Raw genomic sequence first — 12,872 nt, forward strand, 5'->3', positions numbered from 1 at the left:
GCGGTGAACCGCAGCGAGCTCTCCCTCTCCACCCGGCTCTGCATCGCGCTCGCCATGCTCGTGGTGCTGGCGGGAACCGTCCTGTACGCCGTGCGCACCGCCACCGAGGTACCCGGCACCCGCTACGACGCCGTGTTCGGCCGGGCCGGGCAGGGCCTCGACGCCGGCTCCCCCGTGAAGATCCGCGGCATCACCGTGGGCGAGGTGACGGACGTCTCGCTCGACGCCAAGGGCAGGGCGGTGGTCACCATGCACGTCGACGACGCGATCAGGGTGCCGCGCACGGCGACCGCGTCGGTGGAGCCCGCGTCGGTGTTCGGGCCCAAGTTCGTGGACCTGCGGCCGGGGCGGGGCGAGGCGCGCGGGCCGTACCTGGCGGCCGGGGCCGTCATCACCCGTACGGAGGACCCGCTCGATCTGTCCGACACGCTCGGCGACGCCTACCGGGGCCTGAAGGCCGTGAATCCGCGCGAGGTGACGGTCATCGTGCACACCCTGGCCAAGGGCCTGGAGGGGCAGGGGGAGGACCTGCGGGAGCTGATCGGCGACGCCGGCACGGTCATGTCGGTGGCGCACCGGCAGCGCTTCCGCGCCCGGCGCTTCCTGCGCGACGGCGCACTGCTCGGCACCGCCCTGTCCGGCAAGGGCGACGAGCTGGTCGCCATCTCCTCCGACGTCAACGTCATCACCCCCGACCTGCTCAAGCGGGCCGACAAGGTACGGGCTCTGCTGCAGGAGGTCACCTCGGTCTCCGGGCAGGTCACGCACGGCCTGGCCAAGCACAGGGGGAACCTGCGGGCCGGGGTGCACTCGGGCGAGCGGGTGGCCGCGCTCATCTATGCCCAACTCGGCCTCGCGGGCGACGGCGTACGCGGCCTGAACACGCTGGTCGATCTGCTGAACGAGCTGATCGAGGCGCCGGGACCAGGAGGGACCAGGCAGCTGCAGGTGGAGGCGTTCCTGTCGGGCGACGTGTGCGAGCTGGTGGTGGGCATCTGCGGCCCCACCGACGGGAGGCGCTGATGGAGATCGCCCGCCGCCGCTGGACGCTGCTGCGCGCCGCGCTGTTCACCGGCGTGTGCGTGGCGCTGATCGCGGCCATCGGCGTGCAGGTCGCGCGGGTGAGCACCGGCGACGGCTACCGGCTCGTCGCCGTCTTCGACGACGTGTCGGGGCTGGTCGAGGGCGACCAGGTGAAGATCGCCGGAGCGCCCGTCGGCCAGGTGGAGGCGATCAGGGTCGTGGACGGCCGCGCCGAGGTGACGCTGGAGGTGCGGCGGGAGATCACCGTGCCGTCCGACACCGAGGCCGCCGTACGCTGGCGCAACGCCGTCGGCCAGCGCGTGGTCTACCTGCTGCCCGGCACCGCGCCCGGCAGGCTCGCCCCCGGCGCGCGCATCGCCCGCACCTCGTCGGTGGTGGACATCGGCGAGCTGATCAGCGACCTCGGCCCGCTCACCCGCAGCCTCGACCCCGACCAGATCAACCGGCTGCTGACCGCCGCCGCCACGTCGCTCAAGGGCAACGACCGCACGATCCCGCGGCTGCTCGACAACGTCAACGCCATCACCACCACGGTCGAGCAGCGCAGGAAGACCATCGAGCAGCTGCTGAAGGACTACGCCACGGTCAGCGACGTGGTCGCCAGGCGCGACAGGCAGATCGAGCGGCTGGTGGACAACCTGGTGACGCTGTCGGAGTCGTTCGCCGACAACCGCGAGCTGGTGGACGACGCGCTGGTGGAGCTGGCGGCGACCATGCACACCACGAACGAGGTGCTCGGCAAGAACGCCGGCGAGCTGGGCTCCCTGGTCGACAACCTGTCGGGGCTGACCGGCGGCATCAGGCGCAACGTCAGGAGCATCGACCAGGCGGTCGGCACCTTCCCGCCGCTGTTCGAGCGGGCGTACTCGTCGGTCAACCGGGGCCACTACTTCATGACCGCGGTCCCCTGCCTGGCGCTCGGGCCCGCGCCCTGCCCGTACGGCATGCGCACCCCGCCGCCGCTGCGCAACACCCGCGTGCAGAGCGAGAAGGACCTGCGGAAGCTGCTGGTGGGGTCGTGATGGCGCTCAAGTCCTTCAGGGATCGCAACCGGCACGCCGTCGGGCTGGTGTCGCTGGCCACGCTCGCCACGGTGCTGGTGGCCACGTTCCTGGTCGGCAACCTGGGGCTGCTGGAGGGCGGCTACACCATGTCGGGCGTGTTCGCCGACTCGGGCGGGGTGCGCACCGGCAACGACGTACGGGTGGCCGGCGTACGGGTGGGCGAGGTCACCGAGGTGCGCGCCGACTACGCGCAGGGCCACGTGATCGTCACCTGGCGGGTGGACGACGGCGTCCGGCTCGGCCGCGGCACCCGCGCCGACATCGCCCTGTCCAACCTGCTCGGCGGCCGGTACGTCAAGCTGTCGGGAGCCGTCTCGCCCCCGTACATGCACGAGCTGCCAGAGGGGCGGCGGCGCGTCCCGATGACCCGCACCGGCGTCCCCACGCTGGTCAACGACGCCGTCAAGGACGCGACCCGGCTGGTCGAACGCCTCGACACGAAGGCCGTGGACGACCTGCTCACCGAGCTGGGCAAGCTCGACGTCGTCAAGCGCGGCCGCGTCACCCGGCTGCTCGACGACATCGGCGACCTGTCCGACACCGTCAGCAAGAGCGAGCCGCAGCTGCGCCGGCTGCTCGACAACGGCGCCCGCGTCATGGACGTGCTGAAGAAGAAGGACGCCCAGCTCGGCCGGCTCATCGACGCCGTCGAGGTGATGCTGGAGGAGCTGCGCAGGCGCAGGAAGGAGCTGCGCACGCTGCTCGGCGACGGCAGCGACCTGGTACGCAGCACCACCCGCCTGATCAGGGAGCACGAGCGCTCGCTCGTCCAGGTCCTCGACGACAACGCCGCCATCACCACCCGGCTCAGCGCCGGCAACGAGCGGCTGAACACGCTGCTGGCCTGGGCGGGGCCGACGTTCTCCGGGCTGTCCACGATGGGCGGCCAGGGGCCGTGGCTGGAGGCGATCGCGACCGGGCTGGGGCCGATCAACCCGGAAGTGCTGGCGGCCGTCACCAAGGACAGGGCGAAGGACAGGAGGGGCGACCGATGAGGCGGCTCGTCGCGGTGCTTTCGGCCTGGGTGCTCCTCGCGTCGGGGTGCACGGTGGGCGGGGCGGAGCCGTACCGGCTGAGCGCCGTCTTCGCCAAGACGCCCGCCCTGTACGAGGAGGCGCGGGTCAAGGTCATGGGCCTCGACGCCGGCTACGTGGACCGCATCCGCATCGACGGCGACCGCGTACGGGTGGACCTGCGGATCGACCCGCACGTGCCGCTGCCGTCCGGCGTCAAGGCCGTGGTCGCGCCGCAGAACACGCTCGGCGAGCGCAACGTCGTGCTCTACCCGCCGTGGAAGCCGGGCGATCGGCGCATCGCGCCGGGAGCGGTGATCCCGCTGGAGCGCACCGACCTGCCGGTGGAGATCGACGACGCGCTCGACGCGTTCACCAAGCTGACCGAGGCGCTCGACTCCCGCAAGCTGGGCGGCGTCGCGGGCGACCTCGCCGACGGCGTCAGGGGACGCGGGAAGACCATCGGCGACGCCATCAGCAGCACCTCCGAGCTGACCGGCGTGCTCGCCGCGCAGGACCAGCGGCTGGTCGAGCTGGCGGAGGGCCTCAACGAGCTGGCCACCAGCCTCAACGAGCGCGAGCGCCAGGTAAGGGGCGCCATCGACGCCTTCTCCGAGGCGAGCGCGCTGCTGGCCGAGGAGCGGCGGCGGCTGCGCGGGTTCGTCACGTCCATGGCGGGGTTCGTGCGGCGCGGCGACGTGATCATCGAGCAGTACGCGGAACGCCTGCCCCAGGCCACCACGACGCTGGCCGAGCTGGTGCTGACGGTCAGGGCCAACAGCGCCTCCATGGCGCGGGCGGTCAAGGGCGCCGCCGACTTCGCCGACGTGCTGATCGACTCCTGGGACCGCGAACAGCACGTGCTGCAGATCCGCGTCGTGCTCAACGCGATGACCAGGGCGTGGCTGCGGCCGCTGTTCGACTCCCTGAACCTGGGCGAGGTGCCGTGCCTGCCCGCCGGCCTGAGCAACTGCCCCTTCGAACGCAGGGGAGGCGGCCGATGAGGCGCGTCCTGGCCTTGGTCCTCGTGGTCACGGTGACGGCGGCCTGCTCGCTGCGCACGCTCGGCGCCACCACCGGCGACCTCACCCTGTACGCGGTCTTCGACGACGTGCAGAGCTTGGTCTCCGGGCACAGCGTGCAGATCGCCGACGTACGCGTCGGGTCGGTCACCGACGTGCGCCTGGAGGGCTACCGAGCCAAGGTCACCATGTCCGTCCAGTCCGCCCACCGGCTGCCCGCGGGCAGCACCGCGACCGTGGCCAAGACCTCCGTGCTGGGCGAGAACTACGTCCTGCTCACTCCGCCGCCCGGCAAGGACCTGACCACGGGGCCGTACATGAAGGACGGCGCCACCATCTCGGAGACCTCGGTCGAGCCGGACATCGAGCAGGTCACCGCGAGAGCGGGGCCGCTCATCGAGGCGCTCGGCGCGCAGGACGTCAACGCCGTGCTGGACGCCGCGTCCACCGCCTTCGCCGGGCAGGGCGACGAGGTCAACCGGCTGATCAGGCAGACCGCCGAGGTCACCGACGCCTACGCGGCCGCCAGGAAGGACCTCGCCACCTCCATCGACGCCCTGGCGAAGCTCGGCGACGACCTGGCCGAGGGCAGCGGCGAGCTGGACCGGCTGCCCGGCACGCTGGCCGCCGCCACCGACCGGCTCGCCCACGGGCGGGGGCACGTCAAGAAGGCCGTGATCGCCCTGACCAAGCTGGCCGAGCAGGCCAACCTCACCGTCTATCCGCGGCACGCCGCCCGGCTGCGGACGCTGCTGCGCGAGCTGGAGGGCATCTCCACGGCCATGCAGCGCGGCGGGCAGGACCTGAAGGGGCTGGTGGCCAGGCTGCAGAAGTTCATCGACGCGCCGCCCATCACCGTCAACGGGCAGGTGCTCACGTACGTGTGGCTGCGCGGCGTGCTGCTGCCCCAGCCAGGACGGCCCGTACGCGACACCGTGGACGCCGTCCGCCGGCTGCTGGAGCCGCCGCGATGAAGAACCGGGTCGCGCTCAACCTCGGGTTCTTCGTGGCCCTGGGGATCGTCATGACGGTGTGGGCGTTCACCACGATCATCCGGCTGGACGCCGTCGAGCGGCCGTACCGGGTGTCGGCCGAGTTCGCCTCCTCCCCCGGGCTGATCCGCGGGTTCGACGTCGCCTACCTGGGCGTACGGGTCGGGAAGATCGGCGACGTGCGGCTCGCGCCCGGGAAGATCGTGGTCGGGCTGGACATCGACAGGGAGACCAGGCTGCCGAAGGGCGTCACCGCCGAAGTGCGGCGCCGCTCCGCCGTCGGAGAGCCGTACGTCGAGCTGTCGCCGCCCGCCACCGGCGTCACCGGCGCCAGGCTCGCGGCCGGCGACACGATCCCGCTGGCCAGGACCGCCGTGCCGCTCGACTACAAGAAGCTGTTCGAGGGCGTCGGCAAGCTGCTGAACGCGGTGCCGCCCGAGGACGCCGAGACCATCGTGCACGAGCTGGCCGTCGCGCTCGACGGGCGGGCGCCCGCCATCAGGCGCATCATCGACGACGCCCACACCCTGACCGGCACGCTGGCCGACAACGCCGACGTTCTGGACGACCTGTCGGTACAGCTCACCCGGCTCACCCACACGCTGGCCGGCAAGCGGGGCGAGCTGGCCTCCGGCATCACCGACCTGAGCACGGTGACCGCGACGCTGCGGGCCTCCCGCAAGGACCTGAACGCCATCCTCGACCGGGGCCCTGGCGTGTTCGGGCAGCTCGACGCGGCCGTGCGCGCCTCGCGGCCGGGCTTCTCGTGCCTGCTGACCGCCGCCGGGCTGCCGCACCGGCCCGCCTTCTCCGCCGCCACCGAGCGGAACGTGCACCACCTGCTGAGCATTGTGCCGACCGCGCTGAGCCTCGCCGACGACATCAGCGACCGGCGCGGCGACACCGTGTACGGGCGGGCGGAGTTCCTGTTCAGCGTCCCCGGCGGGCCGACGCCGGCCGAGGAGTACGCGGGGCCGCTCGGGCCGCCCACCGTGCCCCGGCTGCGCGCCTGCCCCGACCGTGACCCCGAGCCGCGCCCCGGCCGCTCCGGCGACCGGTACCGCGAAGTCGCCGACCCGGAGCCGTCCGGACGTCCCTCGGCCCTGGACACCCCGAGACCCGATCGGAGCAAGACCCCCGCACGCACCTCGGACCCCGTCGCCGCCCCCACCGGCGGTCCCGGGCCCTCCGACCCCCTGGACAACGCCCCGCTGATCGTCGCGATCATGCTCGCCGTGCTGGCGGGCGGCGGCGTCGTGGGCTGGACCGCCGCGGGCCGCGCCGCCCGCCGCCGATGAGGAGCCCCCATGACCACCCGGCACCCCACCGCCCCCGCCACCCAGGAAGACCCACCCCTCCCCATCTCCGACCCCGCCGCTGAGCCCGCCTCTGAGCGAGTCGCCGAGCCCGCATCTGGGCCCGCCCCGGAGCCCACCTCTGAGCGAGCCGCCGAGCCCGCATCTGGGCCCGCCCCGGAGCCCACCTCTGAGCGAGCCGCCGAGCCCGCATCTGGGCCCGCCCCGGAGCCCACCTCTGAGCGAGCCGCTGAGCCCGCTTCTGGGCCCGCCGCTGAGCCCGCTTCTGGGCCCGCCGCCGAGCCCGCTTCTGGGCCCGCCCCGGAGCCCGCCTCTGGGCGAGCCGCTGAGCCCGCCCCCGCCGCCGAGCCCACCCCCGCCGCCGCCTCTGAGCCCGCCGGCTCGGCCGAGCCGGCCCCTGCTCGTGCCGGCTCCCCCGCCGAACCGGAGGCCGCCGCCGAGGCGGCCCCCTCACCCGAGGCGCCCGCCGCAACCCGGCAGGACGCGCGGTCGAGGGGTGGGTTCACGCGGGCCAAGCTGCTCGGGGCGCTCGGGGCGATGCTGGTGGTCGCCGTCGCGGCCACCGCCGTGCTGCAGTGGGTCTCTGCGACCCGCGCCCAGGAGGCCACCGCCCGGCTGGAGGCCGAGCGGGCGCTGCGGGTGGAGGTGTCGGGCGCGGCGGGCGCGTTCAGCCGGGCCCTGCTCAGCTACGACTACCAGAACCTGCAGACCACCCGTGCCACGCTGGCCGCCCAGGCGACGGGAGACTTCCTGGCGACGTACGACGCGGCGTTCGGCGGCGCGATGGCCCAGGTCATCGTCAAGCTCAAGGCCACCTCCCAGGCGACCGTGCGCGAGGTCTACCTGGCCGGCGTGGACGAGGCCACCGCCCACGCCATCGTGGTCGTCGACCAGCAGGTCAACACCTCGGAGGCGATCCGCTCCGTCAAGGACTCGCACCTCAAGATCAGCCTGGTGAAGGAGAAGGGCATCTGGAGGATCAACGAGGTGACGGTGCTGGGCGCGGCGTCGGAGGACCAGTACGACCTGGACGGCAAGCCCGCCAAGGAGTGATCAGCGGCGCGTGGGCGTGGGGTCGAGGAACACCTGCTCTACCTCGGGGAACCGATCCCGCAACCGCCGATCCACCTCGTCGCAGGCGATCTCCAGACCGGCGGCGCCGGCCTCGTCCCAAAAATCGATCTTGGCGGCGACCAGCACCGCGCCGGGCCCGATCACCATCGTCAGCAGCTCCACCACGTCGGCCACCTCGGGCTGCTCCAGCAGCACGGCCCTGATGCCGGCCTCCATGCCCTCGGGCGCGGCCTGGTCGATGAGCAGCGACAGGTTCGAGCCGATCAGGATGAGCGCCGCCACCAGCAGGAGCAGGCCGATGGTCACGGAGGCGACGCCGTCCCAGAGCGCCGAGCCGGTGAGCTGCGAGGCGAGCAGCCCGCCGGCGGCGATCAGCAGGCCCACGAGCGCGGCGGCGTCCTCGAACAGCACGGCCTTCAGCGCCGTGTCGGACGTCACCCGCACCAGCCGGAGCGGGTTGACGTCGTGCCGCCTGGCCTCGCGGCGCAGCTGCGACAGCGCCTTGAGGAACGAGACGCCCTCGATCACGAACGCGGCGGCCAGCACGACGTAGGACGGGGTGAGGTTCGACAGCTCCTCGCCGTGGCTGATCTCGTGCAGGCCGTGCGTGACGGAGAACCCGGCGCCGCCCACCAGCGTCGCCACCGCCGCCATCATCGCCCAGACGAAGCCCGACTTGCCGTGCCCGAACGGATGCCGCCGGTCGGCCGACCTGCCCGACCTGCGCACGGCCACCAGCAACAGCAGCTCGGTCACGGTGTCGGCGGCCGAGTGTGCCGCCTCCGACAGCATGGCCGCCGAGCCGCCGATGAGCCCGGCGATGAGCTTGGCCAGCGCGATGGCGAGGTTGGCGGCGCCGGCCACGAGCACCGTGCCGAGGCTCTCTCCCGACTTCCCGCCCATAGCGTTCCACCTTACGTGCGCTAGATTGGGGATCATGCGCGAGCCCCGGTGGCTGTCCCCGGCCGAACAGCGTGCGTGGCGCACGCACCTGGCGGTGCACAAGCTGCTCATGCACCGGCTCGATCGCGAGTTGCACGCGCACTCGCTCTCGCTCAACGACTACGAGATCCTCGTCAACCTCTCCGAGAGCCCAGGGCGCCGCATGCGCATGAGCGAGCTGGCCGACGTCACCATCCAGTCGCGCAGCCGGCTGTCGCACCAGATCTCCCGCATGGAGGCCAAGGGGCTGGTGACCAGGGAAGACTGCCGCGACGACCGGCGGGGCACCTACGCCGTGCTGACCGACGAGGGCTGGGAGACGATCCAGCGGGTGGCCCCCTACCACGTGAAGGGCGTGCGCGAGCACTTCGTCGACCGGCTCACCGACGACCAGCTGGAGGCGATCGAGGCGGCGTACGCGCCGATCGTCGAGCACCTGAAGAAGCTGCGCTGACACCCAACCGATATGCGCGAGGAGCCACGCGCCCTCCCGCCGATCGCTAGCATCCGGTCATGCTCAGAAAGCTACTGATCGTGGCGGTCCTCGCGCTGGCGACGGCGTGCTCGTCAGGCGGCGGGGGGCCAGAGCTGCCGGCCGGGCCCGACGTGATGAAGAAGGCCGTCGACGCCATGAAGACCGTCAAGTCGGCCAGCTTCTCCATCGCCACCGAGGGCAAGCCGGACGTGCCGCTGAAGAAGGCCGACGGCCGGCTCACGGCCGAGGGCGACGCCGACGGCACGATCACGCTCGAAGCGCTGGGCAACCTCCTCGAGGTCACCTTCGCCGTCGTGGGCGACACCGTGCACTTCAAGGGCGCCACCGGCGGGTTCCAGAAGATGACGCGGCAGCAGCTGGCGCAGATCTACGACCCTTCGGTCATCCTCGAGCCCACCAAGGGCGTCGCGCAGCTGCTCGCCTCCGGCACCGACCCCAAGGTCGAGGCCGTCGAGAACGGCTCCTACCGGGTCGCCACCACCTTCCCCGCGAACGTCGTGGGCCAGATCGTCCCCGGCGTCACGCAGGGCGTCAACGGCAAGATCTGGATCGACCAGGCCAGCAGCCGGCTCACCAAGGCCAGCCTGCCGTTGCAGGGCGGCACGGTGACGGTGTCGTTCAGCGACTACGACGCGCCGGTCACGATCAAGCCGCCCGCGGAGTGACGCACGTGCGACGGGACGTGAGGCGGGCCCTATGAGGCGGGCTCAATGAGTGGACTCAATGAGGTGGGCTCGATTGAGGCGGGCTCGATGAGGCGCGCCCGCCGGGTGGTGCTCGGCGCGGGCGGCGCGGTGGTGCTGCTTGCGGCGCTGGACGCGTACGTGGTGGTGACCGTCCTGGTCGCCATCGCCGGCGACGTCGGCATCCCGCTCAACCACCTCGAACGCGCCACCCCGATCGTGACGGGCTTCCTGCTGGGGTACGTCGCCGCGATGCCCCTGCTCGGGCGGCTCTCCGACCGCTACGGCCGCCGCCCACTCATCCACGCCTGCCTGGCCGCCTTCGCCCTCGGCTCCGTGCTGACGGCGTTGGCGAGCGGCGAGATCATGGTGGTGACCGGCCGCACGGTGCAAGGCGTGGCAGGCGGCGCCCTGCTGCCCATCACCATGGCCCTGATCGGCGACCTGTGGGACGAACACGAGCGCCCGGTGGCCCTCGGCGCGGTGGGTGCCGCCCAGGAGCTGGGCAGCGCCCTCGGCCCGCTGTACGGCGGCCTCCTGGCCGGCATCCCCAGCACGGTGGTGGCGGGCCTGGAACTGGGCGGCTGGCACGCCATCTTCTGGATCAACGTCCCCCTGGCCGCCCTCGCCGCCCTCGCCATCCACCTCACCCTCCCACCCGGCCCGGCCAGGGCCGTTGAGGCCGGCGCGGATGTGCGCCGAGAAACCGCCGGCCCGATCGTGGCCGCGCACCCCTCTGCCGTATCCGCCGCGCCGCCCGCCGAAGGCGAGGCCACCGGCGGGGCCGTGGACGCCTCCGCGCACGCGCGCCGCCGACCTGGCGAGACCGTCTCCGCAGCCGAAGGCGCCGCACCTGGCGCGGCCGTAGAAGCAGACGCGGACGCGCGCCCCGAGACCGCCGAGGCCCCCGCGTCCGCTGTCGGCGGGCGCCCCGCCACCACCCCCGAGAGCGCCGCAGCCGGTGCGGGCGTTGCGGTTGCCGCGGGTGGGCGGGTGGATCTCGTGGGTGGGGGGTTGTTGGCGTTGGCGTTGGCGCTGCTCGTGATCGGGCTTTACAACCCCGATCCGGCGGCGGCCGTCCTGCCGCCCTGGGGGGTTCCGCTGATCGTGGCGAGCGTCGTGGTCGGCGCCGGGTTCGTGTGGTGGGAGGTGCGGTCGCCCGTACGGTTGATCGATCTCACCGGCGCCCGTAAGGGCCCGCTGCTGGCCACCCTCGCGGTCAGCTTTCTGGCGGGGGCGGCGTTGCTCGTCACCATGGTGTTCGTGCCGATCACCGCCCAGACCCTGCTGGGCACCGACGAGCTGGGCGCGTCGCTGGTGCTGGCGAGGTTCCTGGCGGCGCTGACGGTGGCCGCGTTCCTCGGCGGGCTGCTGGCCCGCCGGCTGGGCGACCGGGCGGTGGCGATGGCGGGCATGATCCCGGCTGCGGCGGGATACGCGCTGATGAGCCGATGGCCGCTCGACCTGGCCGGCGCGGGCCTGACGGTCGATCTCACGCTGGCGCTGGCCGGCCTGGGGCTGGGCTTGGTGATCGCCCCGGTGTCGTCGGCGGTGCTCAGGGTGAGCCGCCCCGACCAGCACGGCGTGGCGTCGGCCGCGGTCGTGGTGGCGCGGATGATGGGCATGCTGGTCGGCATCGCGGCCGTCTCGGCCTGGGGTTTCTACCGGTTCCAGTCGCTGACGGCCCACCTGGACACGCCGCTGCCGTTCGGCGTGGACGCGGCGACGTACCAGCGGCAACTGGCCGACTACACCGAGCTGGTGCAGGCGGCGCTGCACACCGAGTACACCGAGATGTTCCTGGTCACGGCGTTCATCTGCCTGCTGGGGGCGGCGGTCGCCGTCCGCATGCCGGCCCGCCGCTAGGGGCGGCCCCCACGAAGAGGGCCGCCCCCAGGCGGGGGGTCAGGGCGACAGGCGGTGCAGGTCGCGGGGGAACGCGGTGGCCTGCCGGACGTTGGCGGCGCCGGTCAGGCGGGCGGTCCAGCGTTCGAGCCCGAGGGCGAACCCGCCGTGCGGCGGCATCCCGTACCGGAACGCCTGGAGATACCCCTCGTACGGGCCGGTCCCCTCGCCCTGGGCGGCCAGCGCGCGGACGTAGTCGTCGTAGCGGTGCAGCCGCTGCCCGCCCGTCACCAGTTCGAGCCCGCGGAAGAGCAGGTCGAACCCGTTGGAGTAGCCGGGCCGCGCGGGGTCGGGATGGGTGTAGAAGGGCCGCTTGGACATCGGGTAGCCGGTGACGAACAGGAACTCCGACCCGTGCTCCCGCTCGGCCCACTCCGACAGCCACCGTTCCTGCGCGGGCGACAGGTCGGGCTCGGACGAGGACGTGAGCCGCTGCGCCTCGGTGAAGTGCACGGAGGGGATCTCCGCCGGCACCTCGGGCACCCGTACGCCGAGCAGCGAAAGGGCCCGCGGCGCCCGCCGGCGTACGGACTCCAGCATGCCCGCCACCACCTCCCGCAGCACCGCCATCACGTCCCGGTGGTCGCGGACGAAGCCGAGCTCGGCGTCCAGGCTGGTGTACTGGGCGAGGTGCCGTACGGTGTCGTGCGGCTCGGCCCGGAAGACGGGCCCGACCTCGTAGACCCGCTCGAACACTCCGACCATCGCCTGCTTGTAGAACTGCGGCGACTGGGCGAGGTAGGCGGGACGCCCGAAGTAGTCGATGGCGAAGACGTTCGCGCCCGACTCGGTGGCCGAGCCGACGATCTTCGGGGTGTGGATCTCGGTGAACCCGAGCCGGTCGAGCGTCTCCCTGAACCCGGCCACGCCGGCCGCCGCGATCTCCAGCGGCGCCCGCAGCAGCGGGTGCCGCAGCGCGACGGGCGCGTGGTCGAGCACGGTCGGCAGCCCCGCGCCGACCACGGGCCGGTAGAGGTCGAACGGCGGCGCCGTGCCCGGCTCGGCCAGCACCTCGATCGAGGGCGAGACCAGCTCGTGGCCGCTCGGGGCCTGCGGGTTGACGGCCACCGTGCCGGTGACGGCGACCACGCTCTCCTCGGGCGGCAGAACGGCTGCTGAGTCGGTGACCGCCTGGGCGAGCCCGGCGCGGTCGCGTACGACGAGGAAGGAAACGGACTTCAGTTGCCGGCGGCGATGGACCCAGCCGGCGATCGTCACTCGTTGTCCCGCGTGCTCGGCGAGCTCCGCGGAGAGAATACGAGAGATCATCACAACTCCTGCGAGACGTGTATGACCCCTTGGGAGTGCGGGGGAGAAGGGA

Annotated in this window: 12 protein-coding genes; 10 read left to right on the plus strand and 2 right to left on the minus strand. The window is 72.8% G+C overall.

The window, feature by feature from the left end:
- Positions 1-3: 3 nt before the first annotated feature.
- Genes ACFFR3_RS13925 through ACFFR3_RS13955 form a run of 7 tightly spaced genes read left to right on the plus strand, consistent with a single transcriptional unit; the run spans position 4 to position 7,504 of the window.
- Positions 4-1,023 carry an MlaD family protein gene (locus tag ACFFR3_RS13925; RefSeq protein ID WP_379483234.1) on the plus strand — a complete coding sequence of 340 codons (1,020 nt, stop codon included), beginning with the start codon at positions 4-6 and terminating at the stop codon, positions 1,021-1,023.
- On the plus strand, positions 1,023-2,066 hold the full coding sequence (locus ACFFR3_RS13930; protein WP_379483235.1) for an MCE family protein: 1,044 nt from the start codon (positions 1,023-1,025) through the stop codon (positions 2,064-2,066). Before ACFFR3_RS13925 ends, ACFFR3_RS13930 begins: the two co-directional genes overlap by 1 nt.
- Entirely contained in the window at positions 2,066-3,103 is a 1,038-nt protein-coding gene (locus tag ACFFR3_RS13935) for an MlaD family protein (RefSeq protein WP_345401684.1), read from the plus strand. Before ACFFR3_RS13930 ends, ACFFR3_RS13935 begins: the two co-directional genes overlap by 1 nt.
- On the plus strand, positions 3,100-4,125 hold the full coding sequence (locus ACFFR3_RS13940) for an MCE family protein (RefSeq protein ID WP_345401681.1): 1,026 nt from the start codon (positions 3,100-3,102) through the stop codon (positions 4,123-4,125). The genes ACFFR3_RS13935 and ACFFR3_RS13940 overlap by 4 nt, the downstream gene beginning before the upstream one ends.
- Complete coding sequence (locus ACFFR3_RS13945; protein ID WP_345401678.1) at positions 4,122-5,117, plus strand: MCE family protein; 996 nt, start codon at positions 4,122-4,124, stop codon at positions 5,115-5,117. The genes ACFFR3_RS13940 and ACFFR3_RS13945 overlap by 4 nt, the downstream gene beginning before the upstream one ends.
- Complete coding sequence (locus ACFFR3_RS13950) at positions 5,114-6,433, plus strand: MlaD family protein (protein WP_364366303.1); 1,320 nt, start codon at positions 5,114-5,116, stop codon at positions 6,431-6,433. Before ACFFR3_RS13945 ends, ACFFR3_RS13950 begins: the two co-directional genes overlap by 4 nt.
- A gap of 9 nt (positions 6,434-6,442) precedes the next feature.
- On the plus strand, positions 6,443-7,504 hold the full coding sequence (locus ACFFR3_RS13955; RefSeq protein ID WP_379483236.1) for a hypothetical protein: 1,062 nt from the start codon (positions 6,443-6,445) through the stop codon (positions 7,502-7,504).
- Here the strand turns inward: ACFFR3_RS13955 and ACFFR3_RS13960 are convergent, their stop codons facing one another.
- On the minus strand, positions 7,505-8,428 hold the full coding sequence (locus ACFFR3_RS13960; RefSeq protein WP_379483237.1) for a cation diffusion facilitator family transporter: 924 nt from the start codon (positions 8,426-8,428) through the stop codon (positions 7,505-7,507).
- A gap of 34 nt (positions 8,429-8,462) precedes the next feature.
- Here ACFFR3_RS13960 and ACFFR3_RS13965 point away from each other — a divergent pair, with 34 nt between their 5' ends.
- From ACFFR3_RS13965 to ACFFR3_RS13975, 3 genes are all read left to right on the plus strand, one after another.
- Positions 8,463-8,921, plus strand: coding sequence for a MarR family winged helix-turn-helix transcriptional regulator (locus ACFFR3_RS13965; protein WP_355421494.1), 459 nt, complete (start codon positions 8,463-8,465; stop codon positions 8,919-8,921).
- 59 nt (positions 8,922-8,980) lie between these two features.
- Complete coding sequence (locus ACFFR3_RS13970; protein WP_345401667.1) at positions 8,981-9,628, plus strand: LppX_LprAFG lipoprotein; 648 nt, start codon at positions 8,981-8,983, stop codon at positions 9,626-9,628.
- Positions 9,629-9,715: 87 nt separating this feature from the next.
- Positions 9,716-11,512, plus strand: coding sequence for an MFS transporter (locus tag ACFFR3_RS13975; RefSeq protein WP_379483238.1), 1,797 nt, complete (start codon positions 9,716-9,718; stop codon positions 11,510-11,512).
- A gap of 39 nt (positions 11,513-11,551) precedes the next feature.
- On the opposite strand, the gene aspS is transcribed toward ACFFR3_RS13975, so the two are convergent.
- Positions 11,552-12,820 carry an aspartate--tRNA(Asn) ligase gene (gene aspS / locus ACFFR3_RS13980; RefSeq protein WP_345401661.1) on the minus strand — a complete coding sequence of 423 codons (1,269 nt, stop codon included), beginning with the start codon at positions 12,818-12,820 and terminating at the stop codon, positions 11,552-11,554.
- Positions 12,821-12,872: the final 52 nt, after the last annotated feature.

Origin of the sequence: Nonomuraea salmonea (assembly GCF_042428605.1) — a bacterium.
Lineage (GTDB): Bacteria > Actinomycetota > Actinomycetes > Streptosporangiales > Streptosporangiaceae > Nonomuraea > Nonomuraea salmonea.

Bases quoted from the DNA above. Each gene is read 5' to 3' on its own strand.
- ACFFR3_RS13930 (WP_379483235.1), top strand. From the start codon at position 1,023: ATGGAGATCGCCCGCCGCCGCTGGACGCTGCTGCGCGCCGCGCTGTTC.
- ACFFR3_RS13940 (WP_345401681.1), top strand. From the start codon at position 3,100: ATGAGGCGGCTCGTCGCGGTGCTTTCGGCCTGGGTGCTCCTCGCGTCG.
- ACFFR3_RS13950 (WP_364366303.1), top strand. From the start codon at position 5,114: ATGAAGAACCGGGTCGCGCTCAACCTCGGGTTCTTCGTGGCCCTGGGG.
- ACFFR3_RS13935 (WP_345401684.1), top strand. From the start codon at position 2,066: ATGGCGCTCAAGTCCTTCAGGGATCGCAACCGGCACGCCGTCGGGCTG.
- ACFFR3_RS13975 (WP_379483238.1), top strand. From the start codon at position 9,716: ATGAGGCGCGCCCGCCGGGTGGTGCTCGGCGCGGGCGGCGCGGTGGTG.
- ACFFR3_RS13955 (WP_379483236.1), top strand. From the start codon at position 6,443: ATGACCACCCGGCACCCCACCGCCCCCGCCACCCAGGAAGACCCACCC.
- aspS (WP_345401661.1), bottom strand. From the start codon at position 12,820: ATGATCTCTCGTATTCTCTCCGCGGAGCTCGCCGAGCACGCGGGACAA.
- ACFFR3_RS13970 (WP_345401667.1), top strand. From the start codon at position 8,981: ATGCTCAGAAAGCTACTGATCGTGGCGGTCCTCGCGCTGGCGACGGCG.
- ACFFR3_RS13960 (WP_379483237.1), bottom strand. From the start codon at position 8,428: ATGGGCGGGAAGTCGGGAGAGAGCCTCGGCACGGTGCTCGTGGCCGGC.
- ACFFR3_RS13965 (WP_355421494.1), top strand. From the start codon at position 8,463: ATGCGCGAGCCCCGGTGGCTGTCCCCGGCCGAACAGCGTGCGTGGCGC.
- ACFFR3_RS13945 (WP_345401678.1), top strand. From the start codon at position 4,122: ATGAGGCGCGTCCTGGCCTTGGTCCTCGTGGTCACGGTGACGGCGGCC.